The organism is Pseudomonas sp. S07E 245 (assembly GCF_019599025.1).
GTDB lineage: Bacteria > Pseudomonadota > Gammaproteobacteria > Pseudomonadales > Pseudomonadaceae > Aquipseudomonas > Aquipseudomonas shirazensis.
On sequence record NZ_CP080625.1, the window covers coordinates 1,319,191 to 1,342,161 of the forward strand.

The following is a 22,971-nucleotide window of genomic DNA, read 5'->3' on the forward strand; positions in this document are numbered from 1 at the left end:
ATGACTGAACCGATGCAGTTTCCGCTGGCCGCCGTGGTCGGCGCCGAGGCGCTCAAGCTGGCATTGTGCCTGACCGCAATCGACCCAAAGATCGGCGGCGTGCTGATCGAAGGCCCGCGCGGCATGGCCAAGAGCACCCTGGCCCGTGGCCTGGCAGACCTGCTCGGCAGCGCCGAGCAGCAGCCACCCTTTGTCACCTTGCCGCTGGGCGCGACCGAAGAGCGCCTGGTCGGCACGCTGGACCTCGACGCAGCGCTGGGCCAGGGCAAAGCGCAGTTTTCCCCTGGAGTGCTGGCCCACGCCGATGGCGGCGTGCTGTATGTCGACGAAGTCAACCTGCTGCCCGACCCGCTGGTTGACCTGTTGCTGGACGTTGCTGCCAGCGGCACCAACCGCATAGAACGCGACGGCATCTCCCATCGTCATTCGGCGCGGTTTGTCTTGATCGGCACGATGAACCCGGAGGAGGGCGAGCTGCGCCCGCAACTGCTTGATCGCTTCGGCCTGAACGTGTCGCTGGACGAGTTGCCCGAGCCGCAGGCACGCCAGCAGATCATCCGCCGGCGCTTGGCCTTCGACAGCGATCCGCAAGGCTTCTGCGCCGAGTGGGCCGGTGCGCAGCAGGACCTGCGCGAGCGCTGCCAGGCAGCGCGCGTGCGCCTGGAGCAGATTGCGCTGGATGACCAGGCCCTGGCCTGGATCACCGAACGCTGTTTTGCTGCCGGGGTCGATGGCCTGCGCGCAGATCTGGTCTGGCTGCGAGCTGCACGTGCTCACGCTGCCTGGCGCGGCAGCGAGCAAATCGATGAAGAAGACGTCACCGCCGTAGCCGAGTTTGCCTTGCGCCATCGCCGCCGCGAAGCCCCAGCCCAGCAACCGCCAAGCCCAGCGCCGGCGCAGTCGCCAGCCAGCAGCAATGCCAGCGCGGGGCAGGGCGGCGACAGTGGTGCACTGCCAGCCCAACCGGTTGCAGCTGGGCCGCGGCGTGAGGTACCAAACTGGGCAAAAAAGCCCTGAGCATCCGTCAGCAAGGTTTGTCCGCGGCGGATGCCAAGCCCCGGCCAGGCAGCTTGCGCGGTGCTGCGCGTGGACAGGCACGCAAGGCCGCTGCCGGGCGTGTCGCCTGGCCGGCGACCCTGCTCAAGGGCCGGCCAAAGCAGCGTGGCGATTTGTGCTGGCAGCAGCGTCAGGGGCAGCCGGCAGAGCTGTGGCTGGTGATTGTCGATGCCTCGGCGTCAACCCGCCGACATCAGGCGCTTGCCCAGACCAAGGGCGTGCTTGCCGAGCTGTTCGATCAAGCCTATCGCCAACGCGCACGTCTGGCTCTGCTGACCGCCAGTGGTCGTTCGGCCCAGTGGCAGCGGCATGGGCTGAAAGCTTCGGCGGCACTGCAGCCCTGGTTGCAGGCCCTCGGCGCGGGTGGCGGCACGCCGCTGATCAGCGCCTTGGAGCAAGCTCGGCAATGGCTGCAGGCACGACACCAGCGGCATCCGCAGGAGGTCCAGCGTTGCCTGGTGTTTACCGATGGTCGCCTGCAACGCTGGGGCGCGCTGCAGCCGATGCCCTGCACGACCTGGTTGATCGACATGGAATTGGCGCCAGTGCGGGTCGGTAAAGGCAGATTGCTAGCGCAACAATTGCAGGCCGAGTATCAGCATATCCAGCACTTCAAGCAGCTGCGCTGATATATATCCAGACGTCACGAATGGCGGCTGCGACAGGATGTCGCGCTAACGAGAGAGTTGCCATCAAGGCATAGTGCGAGTTGCTAAAAGTGCGCGCCAGGCACGCACTTTTAGCATCAACAAATGCTTACTTGGGCATCGACCAAGGTTGCAAGTCATAACCCTTCTGACACAGTTCGGCGCGCACTTCCTCGATCAGGCTGGCCCATTGCGCCGGGTCTGAATAAATACGCGAGGAGACTTGCTTGCTGCCGATACGGGTGTTGGTCCGGTCGATCACTGCCAGGCTCAGTTCACCAGTACCGTTGGGTGCATCCCAGGCAACGCACTGGAAGGGTTCGAAGGCGTGGTCGGCAATCAGCAGTGCTTCGTTGACACGGAGCGGGGCATTCATGGTTCGGTCTCTCTATGGTCCCAAACAGCGAAAGTAAGTCCGCGCTGTATCAAAGGTGCCAAGGTAAATAGCGCGGGGTTATGGATACTGATGCTCGCTGAGCAGGGTGAAGTCACAGCCTTGATGAATTTTTTTTTTGCAAATACTCAAATCCGCTCAGCTGCCCGGCTCCGACGGCAACACTTTGTAAAAGCTCGCGTGTAGCGGAGTTGGCGGCGGGCATCCGGCAGACCAACGGTACTGGGTAAGTTGGAGTTCGTTGCTACTGTTAATTCGGGCGCTGCAACGTATTGTTTCTACTTAAAAAACCAACAATTGGCGCCAAGGAACGGTCATGCTCGAAGCTGCAGCGCAACGTCGCCTGTTGATCGTCGACCCGTGCGACGACTGCCACCGTCTGTTACCGGGCCTGCGCGGCGCCGGTTGGGACGTGCACAGCTGCACCCTGGCGGCGGCGCTTGAGCATCCTTGCGATGTTGGCGTACTGCGCCTGCAAGCCTCGCACCTGCAGGCGCCTGATGCGGTCAAGGACATGATCAAGCGCAGCAATACCGAATGGATCGCCGTGCTCAATGCCGAGCAACTGCGTGCGCAGAACGTTGGCGACTTTGTCTGCGAGTGGTTTTTTGACTTTCATACCTTGCCGTTCGACGTTTCCCGCGTGCAGGTAACCCTCGGCCGCGCCTTCGGCATGGCCCGCCTGCGTGGCAAGGGCGCAGTGCAAGTGGACAAGCCCGAGCATGAACTGCTGGGTGACAGCCGGCCGATACGCGAGCTGCGCAAGCTGCTCGGCAAGCTGGCACCGACCGAGTCGCCAGTACTCATCCGCGGCGAGAGCGGTACCGGCAAGGAGCTTGTCGCGCGGACTCTGCACCGTCAGTCGCAGCGGCACGATAAGCCGTTTATCGCGATCAACTGCGGGGCGATCCCTGAGCACCTGATCCAGTCCGAGCTGTTTGGCCACGAGAAGGGTGCATTCACCGGCGCGCACCAGCGTAAAGTCGGGCGCATTGAGGCAGCCAATGGTGGGACCCTGTTCCTCGATGAAATTGGCGATCTGCCGCTTGAGCTGCAGGCCAATCTGCTGCGTTTTCTGCAGGAAAAGCACATCGAGCGCGTTGGCGGCGATCAACTGATCCCCGTTGATGTGCGGGTATTGGCTGCTACCCATGTGGACCTTGAGCAAGCCATCGAGCGCGGCAAGTTTCGCGAAGACCTGTATTACCGGCTCAACGTGCTGCAGGTGGTCACTGCGCCGCTGCGCGATCGGCACGGTGATCTGTCGATGCTGGCCAGCCATTTTGCCCAGTTTTACAGCCTGGAGACCGGGCGCAGGCCGCGCTCGTTCAGCGACAGTGCGCTGGCTGCGATGGGCCGGCATGAGTGGCCGGGCAACGTGCGCGAGCTGGCCAATCGGGTCAGGCGTGGGCTGGTGTTGGCCGAGGGCCGGCAGATCGAGGCGCAGGATCTGGGTTTGCAGGTGCTGGTCCCCGAGGAGCAGCCGCTGGCGACGCTGGAGGATTACAAGCACCGTGCTGAGCGCCAGGCCTTGTGCGATGTGCTCAACCGGCATTCGGACAATCTGAGTATCGCCGCCAAGGTGCTGGGCATCTCTCGACCCACCTTCTATCGACTCTTGCACAAACACCAGATCCGTTGATTGGGACGTGCAATTGCTTTCCTGCTGCCCTTGGACATTGAACTGGGCCAGTTAACCCGCCCGGCGCAGGGTGAGGTTTATCCGGCGTGCGCCCATCCGTGGGTGGGTGCCGGGCTTGACCGGCATTACCCCGTGAAAGCGCAGGCGGTCTTCGCCGCCCCATACCAGTACGTCACCGTGATTGAGGGTGATGCGCTGGGTCGGGTCCTTGCGTTGCATCCCGCCGAACAGAAACACCGCCGGCAACCCTAGCGAGATGGACACGATTGGATGGGCGAAGTCGTTTTCGTCGTGGTCCTGGTGCAGGCTCAGCTTGGTGTCGGCAAGGTAGTGGTTGATCAGGCAGGCATCGGGGGTGAAATTATCGAAGCCAGCGGTTTCAGCCGCGTTACGGGCGACCAGCAAGAAGCTCTCAGGCAGGGCTGGCCAGGGCTGTTGGGTTAGCGGGTCGTGCGGGCTGTAGCGGTAGCCTTGCTGGTCACTGACCCAGCCAAGCGAGCCGCAGTTGGTGAGCGCGACGGCCATGGCCTGGCCACCTGGGGTGCGCATGTGCCGAAACGGGGCTGCGCGCAGGATTGGCCGCAGGTCGTCCAGCAGGGTTTCGACCTGAGGCAGTACAAAACCTGGAAGCAGGACCGTCTGCGCAGCCAGGCGCTGCGGGGATGGGCCGAACAGGTCGAGGTCGGACTGGATCATCTGGCTAAGGCTTGGCGTCGTTGGTTTGGGTTCAGGTGTACCTAGCGATGCAACCCATACTAACGGCAGGGTGCACGCCATGTCGCGCTGGTCCGCTCGGCGGAGCTCCTACCAGACAACGCCAAGACGTCTGCAAACGGGCTTGGGCAACTGATAACCTGTATCGGCCGCCGACAGCCGCGACGTATACCCTGCGCGACATCCTGTCCAGGCAAGTGCTGGCTTATCCTGTGCGCGATACCGAGCAAGAGCGACGCAAGGACCTGGAAGACTTCGTGCAAAAAGCCAAAGCCATGTGCGTGCAAGCTTACATGGAGTCAAAGCCGGCCAAGTCTGCGCCTTGATCCGGCGCTGGCAGTTCAGGCCAAACTGGGCTATTGCTGATGAACTGGCGGTGAGGCCGCGCTTGGAGGTAAACGATGAAACGAGTATTGAGCATCATCGCATTGGTATCGCTGGCCGGCGTCGCCAACGCAGAGATCCCGATGGTGAACGCTACCTGCCCGGGCAACCTCGAGGTTCACACCGATGAAGGCGGGCCGTTGTTCATCAATGGCAAAGAAGCCAAGTTGAAGAAGATCAATGACAACTACTTCGAGGCCAAAGGCGGCGGTGTGACCGTATCGTTATCGATCAGCCCTGATGGTACGCCGAGTATGTCCTATACCGGCAAAGGCGGGGCGAATGGCATATGCGAAATAGCCGAAGAAGATTAGATCGTGAGGGTTGCCACAAGGGTTCATCAATTGCCCTTCGCACGACCTGACCCTCCTCAGCGCGAGCTATGCGCTCCAAACCAGCGGGTAGCAAAGGCCGTCAGCGTACTTCGCAGACCCACTTGTGATTGCACCGGTACGGGGTGCGTGTAAACCGAACCTGGACCAGACGGGTCAGCCCCTGCTGGGCCAGGACATCGGTGAGCTGGGTGAGTGTCTCTGCTTCGATAGTCATCGCTGTTACCTCTTCAGATTACTTTGCTCATGATTATCGACTGGCACACCCGCGCAACAATTCAATTTGATTAGCTCGGCATCGATTGCAGTAAGCTGTTGATTCTTTGTTCATGGTCCGCCTTATGCCCAGTTCATTCACGCTCATGCCGTCGCCCGTTGGCGTGCTCACCCTGGTCGCCCGCGATGACCGCCTGGCTGCTGTACTGTGGGAGCAGGAGCGCGCAAACCGGGTGCGTTTGGGTGAGCTGCTGCGTGATGACGAGCATCCGCTGCTGCAGCAGACCGCGCTGCAGTTGGGTGAATATTTCGCCGGTCAGCGGCGCCACTTCGAGCTTGAGCTGGACTTTGCCGGCACCGCGTTTCAGCGTGAGGTGTGGGCGGCGTTGCTGACCATCCCGTTTGGCGAAACCCGCAGCTACGGCGACATTGCCCGACAGATCGGCAAGCCGAGTGCGGTGCGCGCAGTCGGCGCGGCCAATGGGCGCAATCCCCTGTCGATCATCGCGCCGTGCCACCGGGTGATTGGCGCCTCGGGTAGTCTGACCGGGTTTGCCGGCGGCTTGCAGGCCAAGCAGTTTTTGCTGGCCCTGGAAGGGCGCCAGAGCCTGGTGCTGGATTTTTAACGGCCGCCAGACAGCTCGGCCAACTCAATTACCGCGGCGCTGGCACTTGTGGTGTCGAGCATGATCAGGCCTTCGCTGTGCTCATCCAGCGCTGCCAGCAGCCGGCCCTGGCTGTCCCAGGCTGCCGAGCAGCCGGCGCCAATAAAGGTGTCCGCCGGGCCCACGCAGTTGGCCAGCAATACAGGCATGCTCAGCCGGCTGGCAACGGCGGGATAATGGGCAAAACCTTCACGGATGCCTTTGGCTGATTTGGCTACGCTGACCAGATATACCTCTGCGCCGTCTTCGCGAGCCTGCATCGCATGCTCAACAAACATCGACTCATAGCAGATCGCCGGAGAGACCCGCAGCTCACCTGCAGTGAACACCAACGGATGGTCCCCTGCAGTAAAGAACTCCATCTCGTCGGCATGCAAGCGCTGTTTCGCGTACACCAGTGCAGGTTTCGCAGGGCGCAGAATCGGCATACCGATCTGCACGCCACTTGCGGCCTGCAGCGGCAAGCCCAAGGCCACGCTTACTCCAAGCTGGTCACACAGCGTTTGCACCGGCTCCAGCCAGACCGAGTCTGCGGTTTGCGCCAGCGCTTGGGCGAGGGCGGGCTCGTAGCCGCTCAGGGATAACTCCGGAAACACCACTAATTGCGCGCCGGCACGTGCCGCCTGCTCGATGCAGTACAGGTGTCGACGCAGGTTGCCAGCCAGGTCACCCTTGAGCGCTGCCAGTTGTACTGCACACAGTTTCATGACCAATCCCTGGATGACGCCGCTGAAGCACCGAGGATACTATCGGAGCAATTACCCACGCCAGTGGGATCCAGGGAAGGAGACGAGATGAGCCAGCACGCAGCTATTCCACCTGATTCACTGATCTGGCCCAGCGCCCAGCAAGCCAGCTTTAGTCATTGTCAGTCGATCACGCTCGTGGACCATGGGCTGCCGGCGATGGCGCATTACCTGCAGATGATGCGCGGTATGCCGCGCTGGATCGATAATTTGATGGTGCTGCGCAATTGGCTGGTCCAGCTGGTGGGGCTCAAGGATCTGGGCCGGCTCAGCGCAGTCAATTCGCAGCGCTCTCCGGGCAGCTATGAAGCAGGGCAGCGGGTGGGTATTTTTACGCTACTGGCCAATACTGATGATGAGGTGCTGCTGGTCGACAGCGATCGCCATCTGGATGTGCATGTAGCCTTGTTGCGTCGACCGTCAGCACAGCCCGGGCAGTGTGAGGTACTGGTTAGCACCGTGGTGCGAACCCACAACCTGTTGGGACGTCTGTATATGTTGCCCGTGGCGCCTTTTCACCGGCTGATAGCACCGATTGCCTTGCGTCGTTTGCGAAAGGGGTAGTTGCAATGCAGCGTTTCCAGCAGGTAGCCGCCAATGAACTGGGCAGGGACTTGGCAGTTGGCGATATCCACGGTCATTTTCCGCGTTTGCAGCAGTGCCTGGACGAGGTGGCGTTTGATCCGCAGGTTGATCGCCTGTTCAGCGTCGGCGATCTGGTTGATCGTGGACCGCACAGTGAAGAGGCCCTGGAGTGGCTGGCGCAGCCTTGGTTCCATGCAGTGCAGGGCAACCACGAAGCGCTGGCGGTGAGTTACCTGTGCGGCGACCCGCTGGATCTGGATATGTACCGCGCGGCAGGCGGCGGCTGGTTTCTCGATTTGCCCAGTGCTGAGCAGCAGCGCTATGCCAGTGTTTTCGTTACCCTGCCGCTGGCCCTGCAGGTGGCCACCGTAGAGGGGCAGATCGGCCTGGTGCATGCCGATAGCCCATTCAATGAATGGTCACAGTTACGTACCAGCCTGTTGGGCGAGGATGACCCGCGCGTCCGCGAGATCTGCCAATGGTCGCGGCGGCGTTTGCGCGAGGGCGATACGCATACGGTAGAAGGCTTGAGAGCGCTACTGGTGGGGCATACCTCGGTGCTGCAGGTAAAACAGCTGGGCAATGTCTGGCACCTGGATACCGGTGGCTGGAACAAGGGGCATTTCAGCCTGCTGGATATGCAGCGGTTGGTCCTGCTCAGCCCCGCCACAAGTGAATGAGCACGGCGCTGGCGAGCAGAATCAGCAGTGCCCCTGAGGCACGTTCCAGCCATGGCAAGGCGTGGATGAAGCGGCTAAGCACGCGGCGGTTGCCAATGGCGCAGGCGACCAGCAGGTCCCACAGCAACACCACACCGAACATCCAGCTGGCATAGGCAAGTTTCCACGCGGTGCTGGTACTGGCGAGCATGCTTGCCAGGCTTACGTAGAACAGTGCGTTTTTCGGGTTGAGAATGGCCGAAGCAAAGCCCATCAGCAGGCACCTCAACCAGCCTTGCGCGGCCTGCACGGGTTCGCTTTCGACCTCAAAGCTGCTTTCGCCGGCATGGCGCAGGAACAGTCCGCCGATGTACAGCAAGTAGGCGCAGCCTGCGACTTGCAGCGCGATAAACAGTGCACTGCCGTCCTTGAGCACCGATACCCCGGTAAACGCTGCACCGATAAACACGCCGTTGGCCAGGGCGATACCCAGGCAGGCGCCGCTGGCTACCCGCCAGCCGGCTTTGATCGAGCTGCGCGCAACCAGAAAGAAGTCAGGGCCGGGTGACAGCAGCGCGAGGAAGTGGGCGCTGGCGACTATCAGAAATTGCTCCATGGGGCGGCACTACTCAGGCATTGGAGGCGCAATTCTGCGGCCCGCCCGGGACAGCGTATTGAACAATATTGCAGTCAGCGCATCAGGCGATAGCGCCCCGGCGTTGTGCCGGCATGCGCCTTGAATACCCGCTGAAAATGGCTCTGGTCGGCAAAGCCCAGTTTATAGGCGACTTCTGCCAACGGCAGGCCTTGGCGTAGGCACTGCCGTGCCCGATTGACCCGCGCATTGAGCAGGTAGGCGTGCGGGGTCAGGCCAGTGGCCGCCTGGAATGCGCGGATCAGCTGATAACGCCCAAGCCCGGCTAGGGCTGCGAGAGAGGCCAGACTGAGCTCAGCCAACTCGGCCTGGTCGATAGCCGCGATAACGTCGACAAGGGCGGCGCCGCTCAAGGACGGTGCAGGGGCTGTCGGAGAGGGCGCATACGCTGAGAAGTCGTGCTCGGCCATGAACTGCACCAGCGCAGCCTCTTTTTGCAGCGGCGCGGCGGCGGAGAACAGCAGCGTGTTCAACTGACAAAAGTGTCGATAGGCCTGCGGGCAGCGGCTGATTCTTGCCGGTCTGCCACGGTCGCCTGCGACGACGCCGGATTCTACGCGCAACTGACTTAGCCACTGCGCATCGATGTGCACCATCTGATAACTCCAGGCCTGCCCGGATTCAGGGTTGCACGCATGCACCCGCTGCGCGGGCACCAGTACCAGAGCGCCCGGGCTCAAGCGTTGCTGGCCTGCACCGGCACCGCTGAAGCGGCTGAAACCAGCATCGACCGCGCCAATCGAGAAGGTCGGATGGCTGTGTGCCTTGTAACAGGCACGGCTATGACAGGCGCGTCTGCTCTCGACGAAGGGCAACGCCGGGTCGTGCCAGATTTCGCTGCTTGCGGTGTGCATCAGTGGCCTGTCTGAGTTGCTGTGCAGACCTGCGAGTCTACCTGCTCGGTACTGTGTCGGCCATTTGCCGCGTGACTGTGCTTGACCCGGTTCCAGAGCGGGGCGACCCTTCGCAGGTATTCGAGGAGAACAACAATGGACATGTCGAGCCTGCTGCTATTCGTCCCCGCCTGCTTTGCCCTGAACATGGCGCCTGGACCGAACAACCTGCTGTCACTGCATAATGCCAGCCGTTATGGCCTGCATACTGCTTGCCTGGCCGGGGCCGGCCGAATTCTGGCGTTCAGCGGCATGATCGCCCTGGCGGCGATGGGCCTCGCTGTGGTGCTGCATACCAGCGCCTGGCTGTTTCTGACCATCAAGTTGATCGGGGCGGGCTACCTGTTCTATATCGCCTGGCAGCTGTGGAGGGCGCCGGTGGGTGAGGCTGCTTCAGGAAGCGGCGAGCCTCGCGGGATCTGGCGGCTGGCCCGGCAGGAGTTCTGGGTGGCGGCGGGCAATCCTAAAGCCATATTGCTGTTCACCGCGTTTTTGCCGCAATTTGTCAGCACCGACAGTCCCACGCCGGTAGGCGAGCAGTTCCTTTGGTTGGGCGTGTGGTTCCTGTTGCTGGAATGGGCAGCCATCGCCATCTATGGCGCACTCGGTGCCTATCTGCAGCGCTGGTTCAACCAGCCGCGGCCTCGGCGGTTGTTCAACCGGATCAGTGCCTCGCTGCTGGGCTGCGCCGGCCTGGGATTGTTGGCAGCACGACGCTAGCGGCGCCAGCGCCCTCTGATCTCAGTCGCGGTAGACCACCTGGACCAGGTGATAACCAAACTTGGATTTGATCGGGCCGTGGATTTCGCGCACGGCTTTCTTGAAGATCACCTGGTCAATCGCGCCGACCATCTGCCCGGGGCGCACTTCGCCCAGGTCGCCGCCGCGCTTGGCAGAGGGGCAGGTTGAAAACTTCTTGGCCAGCACGTCAAACGCCTCGCCCTTGGCGATACGCTGCTTGAGCTGCTCGGCTTCAGCGGCGGTCTTGACCAGAATATGGCGGGCTTGAGCTTTCATGGGACACCTGCGTACCGGGAAAAAAAGGCGGCCATTATGCCTGATCGCGGCGCGTACGGCAGGCCGCTCGACGGTTACTGGGCGAGCCAGCCGCCATCCACGTTCCACGCAGCGCCACGGACCTGGCTGCCGGCTTCGCTGCACAGGAACACCACCAGCTCACCCAGATGCGCAGGGGTGACGAACGCGCCTGAGGGCTGCTTCTCGGCCAGCAGATCGTGCTGTGCCTGCGTCGGATCGACACCTGCCGCGATGCGATCGTCAATCTGCTTTTGCACCAGTGGGGTGAGCACGAAGCCTGGGCAGATGGCATTGCAGGTGACGTTGCTGGCGGCGGTTTCCAGGCCAACCACCTTGGTCAGGCCGATCACCCCGTGCTTGGCTGCCACGTAGGCCGATTTGCCGACCGAGCCCACCAGGCCATGCACCGAGGCGATATTGATGATCCGCCCCCAGTTGCGCTCACGCATGGCCGGCAACACCAGGCGGGTGCCATGGAACACTGCGGAGAGGTTCAAGGCGATGATCTTGTCCCAGCTCTCGGCGGGGAACTGCTCGACCTGGGCGACATGCTGGATACCGGCATTGTTGACGAGAATGTCGACGCCGCCAAAGCGCTCGGCAAACGCGAACAGCGCTTCGAGCTGGGCGATGTCAGAGAGGTCAGCCGGATGATGGGCGACTTGCACGCCGTGCTGATTGATTTCGGCAAGGGCAGCGCTTGCATCGCCAAAACCGTTGAGAACGATACTGGCACCTGCGCCGGCCAGCACCTTGGCAATGCCCAGGCCGATGCCGCTGGTTGAACCGGTGACCAGTGCAGTTTTACCTTGTAGAGACATGCAAAGCTCCTGGAGTGCTGGCGTTTGTGGAGGGCGCCTCGGCGGGGAACTTGAGGGTAGCACTTCCGCCTCTGCAGATGCCTGCCCCGCACTAGCCAGTTACGCTTTCCAGCCCGGCTAGATAATCGCCAAAACCCTCGCGTGCACGGCTGTCACGGCGGCTGCTGGTGGCTACGCTGTGCCTGGCGGTCCAGACTATCTGTGCGCCTTGAGCCTCAAGCGCCCGCACCAGGTGCACGTCTTCATGGGCGGCCAGCGGAGCGAAGCCGCCAGCCAGGGTATAGGCTCTGGCGCAGATGCCAAGGTTGGCCCCATGAATATGCCGATGGCCCTCACGAGCTTCATAGCGGCTGAGGTACAACTTGCGCAGCGCTGCCGTCTGCCAAGGCTGCCAGCGCTCGATATGCACCGTGCCGCAGACTGCCTGCGCTTCGCAGGCCAGTTGCGACAATAGCCAGTGGCCGGGCACGCGGCTGTCGGCGTCAGTGCACGCCAGCCAGGTTGCGCCGCGCTCCAGCATCAGTGCCGCGCCCGCCTGGCGCGCGGCACCGACGCTGCCCGCGCCGACGCTCAGCGTCTCCACCTGATGACGGCGGGCAATGGCTGCGCTACTGTCGGTGCAGCGATCCAGCACCACCAGCACTTCTACCTGATGCCCGGCCTCGCGTGCCAGCGCGGCGGCGGCATTGACTGACTTCAGGCAGCGGCCAAGGCGGCGCGCCTCGTTATGGGCGGGGATGATCACGGCAATCATGCGCACCTCTCGTCGACATCGACCACGCGGGGCTGACATGACCAGTACTCGAGCAGGAAGTCGGCCTCCTCATGGCGAAACTGGGCGTACAACGGTAGATGCCTGGCGAGCATCGCGTGCACCTGGCGGCCGTTCTGCGGGCATCCGGCAATCGGGTGAAGCCAGTGGCAAAGGATCAGGCCACCGTCATCGTCCAGGCTGGCTACCGCTTGTTCAAGCACCTGCAACCAGTCGGTAGGGTCCAGGTAGTAGCCAACCTCGCTCAGGACAATCAGATCGAAACGCTCAGCTGGCCAGTCACCCGGCAAGCGCCCGCGCTCGACGCTGACATGGGCCATATCGGCTGTGCGCTGGCGGGCCAACTCGACGGCGGTCGGATCAAGGTCCTGGCACACCAGCTCCGCGCAGCGCTCAGCCAGCAGCACACTCAGCTCGCCGTTGGCGCAGGCAGGTTCGAATGCGCGCTCATAGCGCTGGCGCGGCAGGCTGGCGACCAGCAGCTCGCGCTTGCGCCGTTCATACCAGCGGCTGCGGAATGCCCATGGATCATCATTACCGGCGTACAGGTCGGCGAAATACTTCGAATCAACGCTCATAGAAACACCAATTCGAAAGGTTGCAGCAGGCAGTCGAGCAAATGTTGCGGCAGCACCGGCGGCTGGCCGTCATCGGCCTCCAGTTGGCTTGAATGGGCGCCGATGGCTTTGCGCTTGCGGGTTTGGCGCAAGTCGTCGAGCGGGTAGCGGTGCGCGCGTGACCACGGTAGGCGTGGATCATCCGGTTCAGCCCAGTGCCAGGCCCATACCGGCACTTCAGCCAATTGCGCGCTGCGCGCCTGAGCCGCCTGCGCGGCGGCGCGGCCTACGGCTTCGTGGTCGCAGTGGCCGTCGTTGCGCCAGGTAGCCATGAGCAGGTCACCCGGCTTGAGCAATTGATTGAGATGGTTGACCAGAAATGCCTCGTCGCGGCGCACAGCACCGTCTTTCAGACTCAGCCGGCGCCAGTCCAGTTTGTTCAGGTCCAGATCCAGCTGCTGCAAGGCGTGGCGGCTTTCAAGCGGCCGCTGCCGGCGCAGCCGGTGCTCGCTCCACTGGGCGGAGTCCGGATGGCTGCCCTCGCCATCGGTTACCGAGACCAGCACCAGATCCTCCTCACGGCCCTGAAAGCCGGCCAGCAGCCCTCCGGCCATGAGGATTTCGTCGTCTGGGTGCGGCGCCAGCAGGACCAACCGGCGACCGGGCGGGCACAGCGTGTCAGCGTCGATCCACTTGCTGCGGGCCAGGTGCGCAGAGTGCTGCCAGTCTGCCCAGGCGGTGCCGGTGCTGGCCTGGATCAAGTTTTCGGTCATAGCTGCCAGGCTCCTGCTGGCTGTTGTGCCAGCTGTTGTCCAAGGGTTGCCAGGTCCCGCTCGGCGTGGCTCTGGCGCAGGTAAACGGGCAAGTCGGCGCTGAGCCGGGCGAAGTGGCTATCACGGCAGAACGGCGTCGCACCAAGGGCGCGGCCCACATGATGAATGACGCACTCTGCTGCCTGCTCGACCTGGGCACGTACGCGGCGCACCGGCAAACTGGCTTCTGCCTGCGGATGTTGATCAATCCAGGCGGCGCACTCGTGCAGCGCGGCCCGGGCGGCGCACAACGATGCGTCAACGGCGCCGAGATGGGCATCACCGTGGGGGTCCGGGCGTGGCTTGCGTCGCTGCTGGTGTAGATACCCCGCCAGCGCTTCGGCGGCGCCATACCAACAAGCGGCAATGCCGCCACCGCCCTGCCAGAAGCCAGGGCGGGCGAGGTACTGCCCAGGCTTGCCGACGGCAACGCCAATAGCTCCGTCGAAGACGATGTCGGCGCTGGCTGTGGCAGCCATGCCGACCGCCTGCCACTTTTCCGGCTCAATCCGCAGGCCAGGCTGGCGCAGATCGATGGCTACCAGTTGCGGCTGGTCATCGTTGGCCCAGGCAGTGATCAGGGCATGGTCGACCTGCAGCGCGCCGGAGCACCAGGCTTTGCGGCCCGCGAGGCGCACCTGCTCGCCGCTGCGCGAATTGATCAGCGTGCGGGCATCCGGGGGCTCTGCAGCCCACACCGCCCATAGGCCATTGCCGGCAAGCCGCGCAGCACCGCATTCGGCCAAAATCGCCAGGGCATCGGTATGGCCTTCGTAAAGTTTGGCCAGGGTCAGGTCGCAGCCGCCAATCTGCGCCAGCATCCGCCAACGTTGAAGCGTCTGGCCATGGCCGGGCAATGGCAGTTGGTCGAGCTGTGCCGCTTGCAGTGTGTGCATCAGCTCGGACAGGTGAGTGTCCACACTCACCTGTAGCGGTCGCTCGGCGAATGCCTGCAGCAGTGGGGATAACTGATGTTGCGGCTGGCCAGCAGTTTCCTTACTCAGGCACGCCTGCAGGGGCTTCTCCATGATGGCTCCAGGACAATCGACAAGTCTCTAGAGTGGGAGAGGGCGGAGCAGTCCAGAGTTCAATCGATTCGCGGCGCGGACAGTTGTGCCGGGCTTAAGCACGCGGGTCGAATGCCTCACGCAGCGCATCGCCGATGAACACCAGCAACGACAGGATCAACGCCAAGGCAAAAAATGCGGTAAAGCCCAACCATGGCGCTTGCAGATGTTGCTTGCCCTGGGTCACCAGTTCACCCAGCGACGCGCTGCCGGCGGGCATGCCGAAACCGAGGAAGTCCAGTGCTGTCAGGGTGGTGATCGCCCCGGTGAGCATGAACGGGACGTAGGTCAGGGTCGCGTTCATGGCATTGGGCAGAACATGGCGCAGCATCACCTGCATGTCCGTCAGGCCGAGCGCACGTGCTGCCTTGACGTATTCAAGGTTGCGCCCGCGGAGAAACTCGGCACGCACCACGTCGACCAGCGCCAGCCAGGAAAACAGCGCCATGATCCCCAGCAACCACCAGAAATCCGGTTCGACGAAACCGCTGAGAATGATCAACAGGTACAGCACCGGCAGGCCGGACCAGACTTCCAGCAGGCGCTGGCCAAGCAAGTCGACCCAGCCGCCGTAATAGCCCTGCAAAGCGCCGGCAGATACGCCAATCAGCACGCTGATGGCGGTCAAGGCGAACGCGAACAGCAGTGACACGCGAGTGCCGTACAGCACCCGAGCCAGCACGTCCCGGCCTTGATCATCGGTACCCAGCCAATTGCTCGCGGAGGGTGGGCTGGGGGTGGGTACCTGCAGATCGTAGTTGGGGGTGTCGGCACTGAACGGGATCGGCGCAAACAGCATCCAGCCGCCCTGATCCTCGATCAGCTGACGCACATACTGACTGCGATAGTCGGGCTGGAACGGTAATTGGCCGCCAAATTGCTGCTCGGTGTAGCGCTTGAGGGCCGGTACATACAACTCGCCCTTGTAGCCGAGCAGCAGCGGCTTGTCGTTGGCGACCAGCTCGGCGCCCAGGGTCAGCACCAGCAGGCCGGCAAACAGCCACAGGGCAAGCCAGCCGCGGCGGTTGCGGCGAAAGCGTTGCAGGCGGCGCAGGGTGACGGGCGAGAGCATCAGTGCGCCCTCCCGTCGAAGTCGATCCGCGGGTCCAGTACGGTGTAGCAGAGGTCACCGATCAGGCGAATCAGCAGCCCGGCCAGGGTGAAGATGAACAGCGTGCCGAACACCACCGGATAATCCCGCGAGACCGCTGCTTCATAACTCATGCGGCCCAGGCCATCGAGCGAGAAGATCACTTCGATCAGCAGGGATCCGGCGAAAAACACCGTGATCAGCGCCTGGGGTATGCCGGCCACTACCAGTAGCATGGCATTGCGCAGCACATGCCCGTAGAGCACCCGTCGCTCGCTCAGGCCTTTGGCGCGAGCAGTCACCACGTATTGACGAGAGATTTCTTCGAGAAACGCATTCTTGGTCAGCAGGGTAAGCGTGGCGAAACCGCCGATCACCAAGGCACCTACAGGCAATACCAGATGCCAGAAGTAGTCGGCGACCTTGCCCAGCACACTCAACTGATCGAAGTCCTCGGAAACCAGCCCGCGCACCGGGAACCAGTTCAACGAGGTGCCACCGGCAAACAACACGATCAACAGCAAGGCGAACAAGAATGAGGGCAGGGCGTAGCCGATCACGATCAGCGCGCTGCTCCAGGCATCGAAGCGGCTACCGTGGCGCACGGCCTTGCGGATGCCCAGGGGGATCGACACCAGGTAAGTGATCAAGGTCGCCCAGAAGCCCAGCGACAAGGTCACCGGCAGCTTCTCCACGATCAGATCGGTAACCTTTGCCCCGCGAAAGAAACTGTTGCCAAAATCCAGCCGGGCGTACTGACCCAGCATCAGCCAAAGCCGCTCGGGGGCAGTCTTGTCGAAGCCGTACTGGCGCTTGATCTCCTCGATCAGTTCCGGATCCAGGCCACGGGTGGCCCGGGACTGTGCATGAACCACTTCGCTGCCGGCGCCAGGCGTACTGCCACCGCCGATACCCTGCAAGCGCGCTACCGCCTGTTCGACCGGCCCGCCAGGCGCGGCCTGAACGATGGCGAAGTTGACCAGCAGAATGGCCAGCAGGGTTGGGATGATCAGCATCAAGCGGCGCAGGATATAAGCGGTCATGGCGAAGCCTTCAGCCGTTCGGCCATCTGCTCATTGGTCAGTGCGGTCGGGCTGATCTCCCACCAGGTATCCAGGCCTTCATCATAGGCGGCCTGGACCTTGGGCCGGCCAAAGCGGTTCCACCATACCGTGGAGCTGCCGGGCGGGTAGTAGTTGGGGATCCAGTAGTAATTCCATTGCATCACCCGGTCCAGTGCATGCGCGTAACGGCGCATGCTGACCTGGCTGTCGGCCTGCACCAGCCCAGCCAGCAGGCTATCCACGGCGGGGTCCTTGAGCACCATCAGGTTGTTCGAACCTGGGTCGTTGGCGACCGCCGAGCCGAAGTAGTTGAACAGTTCGCTGCCGGGCGAGAGGGTCACCGGATAGCCGGTGACGATCATGTCGTAGTCGCGCGCCATCAGCCGGTTGACGTATTGCGCCGCGTCGACGTTGCGAATGTTCAAGGTGACGCCGATTTGCGCCAGGTTGCGCTTCCACGGCAGCAGCATGCGCTCAAGCCCTGCCTGGCCGTTGAGAAAGGTGAACTCGAACGGCTGGCCCTCGGCGTTGACCAGGCGGTCACCAAGCGGCCGCCAGCCGGCAGCTTGTAGCAGTGCCAGTGCCTGAAGTTGTTGCTGGCGGATGATCCCTGAAGCATCGGTCACCGGCGCGGTGAACACCTGCGTAAAGACCTCGTCCGGCACGCGACCGCGTAGCGGCTCAAGCAACTCCAACTCTTGCGCATCCGGCAACTCCCGGGCAGCCAGCGGCGTGTTGGCGAAGATGCTCTGCTGGCGGATGTACATGCCGCGCATCATCTGCCGGTTGCTCCACTCGAAATCCCAGAGCATGGCCAGCGCCTGGCGTGTACGGCGATCCTTGAACATCGACTGGTCGAGGTTGAATACAAAACCTTGGGCCACCTGCGGCTTGGCTGGGCCCAGGTGCGCGCGCTGCAAACGACCGTCGTCCAGCTGCGCGCCGTTGTAACCGAGGGTGTAGGCGGTGGCCGAGAACTCGCGGTTATAGTCAAAACCGCCACCACGCAGCACCTGCCGGGCGACCTCGGTATCGCCAAAGAACTCGATGCGCATGCGTTCGAAATTGTAGCGGCCACGGTTGACCGGCAGGTCCTTCGCCCACCAGTTCGGGTCGCGCTCGAAGGTGATGCTGCGGCCATTGTCGATCTTGCCGATGCGGTACGGGCCGCTGCCCAGCGGTTTGCCGAAGCCGGCACCCGTGGCGAAGTCGCGCTGCTGCCAGTCGTGCTCCGGCAGTACCGGCAACGTGGCCAGGTCCAGCGCCAAGGTGCGCCCATGGGGTTGTTTGAAGTCGAAGCGGACAGTCCGCGGGCCCTCTATGACAACCGCCGCAACCTCGGCAAACTGCGTGCGAAACTTCAGGCTGCCTTTGCTCAACAACAGCTCATAGGTAAAGCGCACGTCTTCTGCGCGGACGGGTTTGCCGTCGGCGAACGTCGCGCGGGGATCGATCTCGAAGCGCAACCAGGCGTCGTCCGGCCCGCGTTCCATACGCCGAGCAATCAGGCCGTAGACCGTGTAGGGCTCGTCGAACGAACGTACTGCCAGTGGCGCATACAGCCAACCGTCGACTTCGCTGACGCCGGTGCCTTGGTCGATATAGGGCAGGACATGGTCGAACTGGCCAATCTCCATCGCCGAGCGGCGCAGGCTGCCGCCTTTGGGGGCGTCAGGGTTGACGTAGTCGAAATGCTGGAAGGTGTCGGGGTAGCGTGGTGCTTCGTCATAGACCGTAAGGGCGTGCCTGGGCTCCGCCTGGGCGAAGGTGACAAGGCAACCGGTAAGTAGCATTGTCACCGGACGACAAAAGCGCCCAATACGCGCGATAGCGCCTCCCCGGCATGCGCCAGGTCGGTCGCCATCGCGAGCCAGGCCCGGCGCCGCAGCGAAACTGCAGAGACGGGCAGGCAAGACTGGATCAGTCCTGACGGCTGGTCACTTCCAGCAGGTGGTAGCCGAACTGGGTCTTGACCGGACCTTGAACTTCATTCAGCGGCGCGCTGAAGACCACGGTGTCGAACTCCTTGACCATCTGGCCTGGGCCAAACGAACCCAGATCACCGCCTTGGCGGCTGGATGGGCAGCTGGAGTTGGCCTTGGCGACTTCAGCGAAATCAGCGCCGCCCTGGATCTGAGCTTTGAGCTCGTTGCACTTGTCTTCGCTGCTGACCAGGATGTGGCGGGCGGTGGCTTTGGCCATGGGAAATGCTCCTTTTGAATGAGTCCGCAAGCCTAGCGCAAACCACACGCGGTTGTCTGCCATGGTTGCTGTCGCTGGCAGCCAACACCGTTTGCAGGGCGCCGCAGCTGCCGCTGCTGCGCGCCGTGTCCGCGCCGGGTACTACTGACGCAGGCGCATGGCGCAGCGTTGCAACAGTCGCTCGCTGGCCTCCCAGCCAAGGCATCCGTCGGTGATCGATACCCCGTAGGCGAGGTCGCCTTTGCCCAAGGCCTGGCAGCCATCGTACAGATGCCCTTCAAGCATCATGCCGACCACTGATTGATCCCCCGCCAGCCGCTGCGCCAGCACATCGTCGAACACGGCTGGCTGCCGAGCTGGGTCCTTGCCGCTGTTGGCATGGCTGCAGTCGACCACGATGCGCGCAGCGAGCCCCGCCTTGGCCAGGCTCTGACGCGCACGAGCGATGCTCTGCGCATCGTAGTTAGGCCCATCATGGCCGCCGCGCAGGACCAGGTGGGTGTCTGCGTTGCCCAGCGTATCGATGATCGCCGGATGACCCTGAGCGTCCATGCCAAAGTGCCGATGCGGATGGGCGGCGCTGCGCATGGCATCGGTCGCAACCGTGATACCGCCGTCGGTGCCGTTCTTGAACCCCACCGGCAGCCGCAGACCGCTTACCATCTCGCGGTGAATCTGCGACTCGGTGGTGCGTGCACCAATCGCTGCCCAACTGAGCAGGTCATCGAAGTAGCCGGCAGCCATCGGCTGGAGCAATTCGGTGGCGATCGGCAAGCCGCGTTCGAGCATGCTCAGCATCAAGCCACGGGACAGGGCGATACCGGCGTGCATGTCGTCGCTGCCGTCCAGATGCGGGTCGTAGGCCAGGCCCTTCCAGCCGACTGTAGTACGCGGCTTTTCGACATAGGCGCGCATCACCAGCAGCAGCTTGTCGTCGACCTTGCGGCTGAGTGCAGCGAGGCGGTCGGCGTATTCCAGCGCTGAGCGTGGGTCATGAATCGAGCACGGGCCAACAATCACCAGCAGGCGCGAGTCGCGGCTTTCGAGAATGGCGCGGACGGCCTGGCGGTGCTGCTCCACTTGCTGGGCAAGTTCAGGCGTGAGTGGCATTTGCTGCTTGAGCAGGTGCGGGCTGGGCAGGCGCTGGCTGACAGCGGAGTTGGCAGCAACAGGTTGGGTCAGGGGCAGGGCGAGGGTAGCGGCTTGCATAGTTCTGTTTCCCTGGGCGGACAGCGGGTTCAGGCCCGCGTGGTCGGCCCTATCGAGGTGTTCGACAAATCGTCAAATGCGGTTCTTGTGCGGCATCGCCACCGGAAATCGACCGAACGGAGGCGGCAGGCTGGCCCGAACGGGATTGGCTAAATCGCCAGGTATAGGTGGCTGCGCGGTAGGAAGTGCGGTAGTTCATGTTGAAATCCTCGATATGTTTGGTGTTTTTCAAAGGCCTGGAAACGCAAAACCCCCGGTCGGGAAGCCGACCGGGGGTTGAGTATTCTCATGTTCGGCGGCCCCTCGAAGAGTGGGCGCCGTTGGGTATCAGCGGCGCCTAGTGGCTAAACCAATACCCAAAATAAACGGTGGAGACGACCGAACCAGGCACGACAGCCAGCAGCCGGCGCGCAGTGCGTGCGGTGCAGGTGGCAGTGTGGTGGTGGCTGTGGGTCATGTTGCACTCCAGTGATTGAGTCCGAGCTTACTGCACCTGCAACGGCGCATTCAATGGCTGAATGCGCTTTTTTATTTCAGCGCCGCAGGTAGGCGGTGAAGTCGATATCGCCGGCGCTGAGGATCGCCTGCACCCGGTTGTGCACATTCAGCTTGCGCAGGATCGCCGACACGTGAGCCTTGACCGTGGTCTCGGCAATGTTCAGGTGGTAGGCAATCTGCTTGTTCGATTCGCCCTTGGTCATCCGCTCAAGTACCAGCAGTTGCTTGCGGGTCAGCGCCTGCAGCAGCTCCGGGGCGAAGCTCTGCGCTTCGCTGACCGCGCGGCGGGTGCCGGGCTTCTGCGTGCGGATGATGTCCGGTGGCAAGTAGACATTGCCGTTGAGAATCTGCTCGATGGCGTCGGTCATCTGCGCCCGCGGCGAGGACTTGGTGATGAAGCCGACCGCGCCATAGGTAATGGCCTGGAGCACCACCTGCTTGTCCTGCTCGGCCGAGACGATTACCACCGGAATGGTCGGTGCCTCGTTGCGCAGGTTCATCAAACCGCCCAGGCCGTGCATGCCGGGCATGTTCAGGTCGAGCAGGATCAGGTCGAGGTCGTCGTTTTCGCAGGTCATCGCCAAAGCGCTGTCGAGGTCGGCGGTTTCCATTACCTCGCTGCCTGGAAATCCATCGGCAATCACGTTGTGCATGGCCTCGCGGAACAATGGGTGATCGTCGGCGATGAGAATCTTGTACATGGCTGTGCACCTTATTGTTGTATGTGTGCTCGCACGCAGGGGCAGTTCGCTTGGCAGCAGCCCTCGTTATGCCGCTATTAAGAGCCGGTAGCAAGGCTTTGTGAATGCGACCATCGCCATGCGAAGCAGTACCAAAGTAGTAGGTCTGGGCAGCGGCAGGGCTTCTAGCATGGAGGCCTGCACTGTACAGGAGGCACAAGGCATGGCCATTTTGCTGGTAGACGACCACCCGTTGCTGCGCGCCGGCATTACCGCGACCCTGGCCCAGGCGTTGCCGCAGATGCCCTTGCTGCAGGCCAGCGATGGCGAGCAGGCGCTGGCCATGGTGCAGGCGCAGGTGCCGGGGCTGGTGATCATGGATTTCGACCTGCCGGGCATCAGTGGCCTGGAAACCACCCGCCGTCTGCGCCAGCGTTTGCCACAGCTACGCGTGCTGTTCCTCAGTGAACATGCGCAACTGAGCCTGGTGCGCCAGGCATTGGCGGCTGGGGCTTGCGGCTTTCTGTCCAAGCAGGTCACCCCTGAGGTACTGGTCGAGGCGGTGCGCAAGGCCCTTAGCGGACATGCCTATATCGAGCAGGGCTTGGCGACCGCGTTGGCCTGTCAGCCCGCGCAGGCTGAGACCGACTGTCTGCATGGCCTGACGCCGCGCGAGGCCGAGATTTTCCTGCTGCTGGCCAAGGGCACGGCGTTGCGCAGCATTGCCAGCCAGCTGTGTATCAGCAGCAAGACCGTGTCCAATCACCTGACCCTGCTCAAGAGCAAGTTGCGCGTCAGCAGCCAAGCGGAGCTGGTCCACCTGGCGCTGCAGGCAGGGTTGCTCAAAGCGGTCGCCTGAGCAGGCCGGTTTACTTCCAGGTCTGCGGGCAGCCTTGGCAGCCTTCCATGTTGCTGTCCTGGAAATTCGCATAGTGCTGACGGGTGCCGCGCAAATCAGCATTTTCCAGATTGCTTTCGCCAAGCTTGGCTTCCTGCAGGTTGGCATCGGCCAGGCTTGCGCCCTTCAAGTCGGCTTTGCTCAGCCAGGTCATCTCAAGGTCAGCCGCCTGCAGCTTGGCGCCGTGCAGTTTGGCCCCGGACAGGCGTGCGAACTCCAGATAGGCCGCTGACAAATCGGCATTCTCAAAATTGGCGCCTTGCCCGTACATGCCCCAGGCCTGTACCGCGACCAGTGTTGCGTTCTGCAGTTGCGCCAGGCGCAGGTTGCTTTGCTGCAGGCTGGCACGGGTCAGGTTGGCGCCGCGCAGGTCGGCTTTTTCCAGGTTGGCCAGATCCAGCCGGGCATGGCGCAGGTTGGCCTCGCGCAGGTCGGCGCCAGACAGGTCGATCTTGCGCAGGTCCTGATTGCTCAGGTCGGCGCCGCGCAGGTTGGCGTTGGCGCACTTGCTTTCGGCGGCGATCACGCAGCCATTGATGGTCAGTGGGGCATCGCCCAGTTCATCGGCAACAACCGGGCTGAGCGCCAGCATCAACGCGAAGGGAAAGTAGTTCATGGTGGCTCCTCAGAGGAGGGCAAGGCCCTCGTTCACGGCGCTTGGCCGCAGCCACAACC

At 62.8% G+C, this 22,971-nt stretch carries 28 protein-coding genes; 9 read left to right on the forward strand and 19 right to left on the reverse strand.

The genetic code is table 11. The features are described from left to right. Positions 1–1,017, forward strand: a complete 1,017-nt coding sequence (locus K3F44_RS05890; protein WP_220633538.1) for an ATP-binding protein — start codon at positions 1–3, stop codon at positions 1,015–1,017. 53 nt (positions 1,018–1,070) lie between these two features. Next, on the forward strand, positions 1,071–1,685 hold the full coding sequence (locus tag K3F44_RS05895; protein ID WP_101323007.1) for a VWA domain-containing protein: 615 nt from the start codon (positions 1,071–1,073) through the stop codon (positions 1,683–1,685). Positions 1,686–1,812: 127 nt separating this feature from the next. On the opposite strand, the gene K3F44_RS05900 is transcribed toward K3F44_RS05895, so the two are convergent. Further along, positions 1,813–2,079: a hypothetical protein gene (locus K3F44_RS05900; protein ID WP_101319072.1), complete on the reverse strand. Its 267-nt coding sequence runs from the start codon at positions 2,077–2,079 to the stop codon at positions 1,813–1,815. A 334-nt stretch (positions 2,080–2,413) separates the two neighbouring features. Between K3F44_RS05900 and K3F44_RS05905 the strand changes: the two genes are divergently transcribed. Beyond that, the gene (locus K3F44_RS05905) at positions 2,414–3,739 is read left to right on the forward strand and encodes a sigma-54 dependent transcriptional regulator (RefSeq protein ID WP_101319074.1); all 1,326 of its coding nucleotides are present in this window, start codon (positions 2,414–2,416) and stop codon (positions 3,737–3,739) included. Between the two features lie 51 nt (positions 3,740–3,790). On the opposite strand, the gene alkB is transcribed toward K3F44_RS05905, so the two are convergent. Beyond that, positions 3,791–4,435 carry a DNA oxidative demethylase AlkB gene (alkB, locus tag K3F44_RS05910; RefSeq protein WP_150569364.1) on the reverse strand — a complete coding sequence of 215 codons (645 nt, stop codon included), beginning with the start codon at positions 4,433–4,435 and terminating at the stop codon, positions 3,791–3,793. Between the two features lie 419 nt (positions 4,436–4,854). Between alkB and K3F44_RS05915 the strand changes: the two genes are divergently transcribed. Continuing rightward, positions 4,855–5,151: a hypothetical protein gene (locus K3F44_RS05915; RefSeq protein WP_220633539.1), complete on the forward strand. Its 297-nt coding sequence runs from the start codon at positions 4,855–4,857 to the stop codon at positions 5,149–5,151. Positions 5,152–5,251: 100 nt separating this feature from the next. Here K3F44_RS05915 and K3F44_RS24755 read toward each other — a convergent pair whose 3' ends face one another. Further along, entirely contained in the window at positions 5,252–5,386 is a 135-nt protein-coding gene (locus K3F44_RS24755; protein ID WP_256585737.1) for a hypothetical protein, read from the reverse strand. Between the two features lie 124 nt (positions 5,387–5,510). Between K3F44_RS24755 and K3F44_RS05920 the strand changes: the two genes are divergently transcribed. After that, the gene (locus K3F44_RS05920) at positions 5,511–6,011 is read left to right on the forward strand and encodes a methylated-DNA--[protein]-cysteine S-methyltransferase (RefSeq protein WP_101323008.1); all 501 of its coding nucleotides are present in this window, start codon (positions 5,511–5,513) and stop codon (positions 6,009–6,011) included. On the opposite strand, the gene K3F44_RS05925 is transcribed toward K3F44_RS05920, so the two are convergent. Next, positions 6,008–6,757, reverse strand: coding sequence for a carbon-nitrogen hydrolase family protein (locus tag K3F44_RS05925; protein WP_220633540.1), 750 nt, complete (start codon positions 6,755–6,757; stop codon positions 6,008–6,010). The two genes, K3F44_RS05920 and K3F44_RS05925, sit on opposite strands and share 4 nt — an antisense overlap. Before the next feature lie 87 nt (positions 6,758–6,844). Between K3F44_RS05925 and K3F44_RS05930 the strand changes: the two genes are divergently transcribed. Both K3F44_RS05930 and K3F44_RS05935 read left to right on the forward strand, forming a co-directional pair. Further along, positions 6,845–7,360, forward strand: a complete 516-nt coding sequence (locus K3F44_RS05930) for a DUF2867 domain-containing protein (RefSeq protein WP_150571961.1) — start codon at positions 6,845–6,847, stop codon at positions 7,358–7,360. A gap of 5 nt (positions 7,361–7,365) precedes the next feature. After that, positions 7,366–8,061, forward strand: a complete 696-nt coding sequence (locus tag K3F44_RS05935) for a metallophosphoesterase (protein WP_150571962.1) — start codon at positions 7,366–7,368, stop codon at positions 8,059–8,061. On the opposite strand, the gene K3F44_RS05940 is transcribed toward K3F44_RS05935, so the two are convergent. Beyond that, positions 8,039–8,656, reverse strand: a complete 618-nt coding sequence (locus tag K3F44_RS05940) for a LysE family translocator (protein ID WP_220633541.1) — start codon at positions 8,654–8,656, stop codon at positions 8,039–8,041. The genes K3F44_RS05935 and K3F44_RS05940 overlap by 23 nt on opposite strands. Before the next feature lie 74 nt (positions 8,657–8,730). Next, positions 8,731–9,549, reverse strand: coding sequence for an AraC family transcriptional regulator (locus K3F44_RS05945; RefSeq protein ID WP_220633542.1), 819 nt, complete (start codon positions 9,547–9,549; stop codon positions 8,731–8,733). Positions 9,550–9,684: 135 nt separating this feature from the next. Here K3F44_RS05945 and K3F44_RS05950 point away from each other — a divergent pair, with 135 nt between their 5' ends. After that, positions 9,685–10,308, forward strand: coding sequence for a LysE family translocator (locus tag K3F44_RS05950; RefSeq protein ID WP_150571965.1), 624 nt, complete (start codon positions 9,685–9,687; stop codon positions 10,306–10,308). Positions 10,309–10,329: 21 nt separating this feature from the next. Here K3F44_RS05950 and K3F44_RS05955 read toward each other — a convergent pair whose 3' ends face one another. The 12 genes from K3F44_RS05955 to K3F44_RS06010 all read right to left on the reverse strand — a co-directional run bounded on the left by K3F44_RS05955 (position 10,330) and on the right by K3F44_RS06010 (position 21,419). Beyond that, complete coding sequence (locus tag K3F44_RS05955; protein ID WP_101319093.1) at positions 10,330–10,605, reverse strand: peptidylprolyl isomerase; 276 nt, start codon at positions 10,603–10,605, stop codon at positions 10,330–10,332. 74 nt (positions 10,606–10,679) lie between these two features. Continuing rightward, positions 10,680–11,447, reverse strand: a complete 768-nt coding sequence (gene hbdH, locus K3F44_RS05960; RefSeq protein ID WP_220633543.1) for a 3-hydroxybutyrate dehydrogenase — start codon at positions 11,445–11,447, stop codon at positions 10,680–10,682. Positions 11,448–11,538: 91 nt separating this feature from the next. Next, positions 11,539–12,201, reverse strand: coding sequence for a glycosyltransferase family 2 protein (locus K3F44_RS05965; protein ID WP_181087841.1), 663 nt, complete (start codon positions 12,199–12,201; stop codon positions 11,539–11,541). Beyond that, a complete protein-coding gene (locus K3F44_RS05970; RefSeq protein WP_220633544.1) occupies positions 12,198–12,797 on the reverse strand; it encodes a bifunctional 2-polyprenyl-6-hydroxyphenol methylase/3-demethylubiquinol 3-O-methyltransferase UbiG in 600 nt (199 codons plus the stop codon). Before K3F44_RS05970 ends, K3F44_RS05965 begins: the two co-directional genes overlap by 4 nt. Then, a complete protein-coding gene (locus K3F44_RS05975; RefSeq protein WP_181107136.1) occupies positions 12,794–13,549 on the reverse strand; it encodes a PIG-L deacetylase family protein in 756 nt (251 codons plus the stop codon). Before K3F44_RS05975 ends, K3F44_RS05970 begins: the two co-directional genes overlap by 4 nt. Next, positions 13,546–14,616: an acyl-CoA dehydrogenase family protein gene (locus K3F44_RS05980; RefSeq protein ID WP_259407033.1), complete on the reverse strand. Its 1,071-nt coding sequence runs from the start codon at positions 14,614–14,616 to the stop codon at positions 13,546–13,548. Before K3F44_RS05980 ends, K3F44_RS05975 begins: the two co-directional genes overlap by 4 nt. Positions 14,617–14,710: 94 nt before the next feature. Next, on the reverse strand, positions 14,711–15,727 hold the full coding sequence (locus K3F44_RS05985) for an ABC transporter permease (RefSeq protein ID WP_101319104.1): 1,017 nt from the start codon (positions 15,725–15,727) through the stop codon (positions 14,711–14,713). Beyond that, the gene (locus tag K3F44_RS05990) at positions 15,727–16,788 is read right to left on the reverse strand and encodes a microcin C ABC transporter permease YejB (RefSeq protein ID WP_220633545.1); all 1,062 of its coding nucleotides are present in this window, start codon (positions 16,786–16,788) and stop codon (positions 15,727–15,729) included. Before K3F44_RS05990 ends, K3F44_RS05985 begins: the two co-directional genes overlap by 1 nt. Continuing rightward, positions 16,785–18,602 (reverse strand): extracellular solute-binding protein, encoded by a 1,818-nt coding sequence (locus tag K3F44_RS05995; RefSeq protein ID WP_220633546.1) that lies wholly within the window; start codon positions 18,600–18,602, stop codon positions 16,785–16,787. The genes K3F44_RS05990 and K3F44_RS05995 overlap by 4 nt, the downstream gene beginning before the upstream one ends. A gap of 127 nt (positions 18,603–18,729) precedes the next feature. Further along, on the reverse strand, positions 18,730–19,011 hold the full coding sequence (locus K3F44_RS06000) for a peptidylprolyl isomerase (RefSeq protein ID WP_101319110.1): 282 nt from the start codon (positions 19,009–19,011) through the stop codon (positions 18,730–18,732). Positions 19,012–19,152: 141 nt separating this feature from the next. After that, on the reverse strand, positions 19,153–20,220 hold the full coding sequence (locus tag K3F44_RS06005; RefSeq protein WP_220633547.1) for a 3-deoxy-7-phosphoheptulonate synthase: 1,068 nt from the start codon (positions 20,218–20,220) through the stop codon (positions 19,153–19,155). Between the two features lie 533 nt (positions 20,221–20,753). Further along, positions 20,754–21,419: a response regulator transcription factor gene (locus K3F44_RS06010; RefSeq protein ID WP_220633548.1), complete on the reverse strand. Its 666-nt coding sequence runs from the start codon at positions 21,417–21,419 to the stop codon at positions 20,754–20,756. Positions 21,420–21,621: 202 nt separating this feature from the next. On the opposite strand from K3F44_RS06010, the gene K3F44_RS06015 reads away from it, so the two are divergent. Further along, on the forward strand, positions 21,622–22,257 hold the full coding sequence (locus K3F44_RS06015; RefSeq protein ID WP_150569348.1) for a response regulator transcription factor: 636 nt from the start codon (positions 21,622–21,624) through the stop codon (positions 22,255–22,257). Positions 22,258–22,267: 10 nt separating this feature from the next. Here the strand turns inward: K3F44_RS06015 and K3F44_RS06020 are convergent, their stop codons facing one another. Further along, positions 22,268–22,912, reverse strand: a complete 645-nt coding sequence (locus K3F44_RS06020) for a pentapeptide repeat-containing protein (RefSeq protein WP_220633549.1) — start codon at positions 22,910–22,912, stop codon at positions 22,268–22,270. Positions 22,913–22,971: the final 59 nt, after the last annotated feature.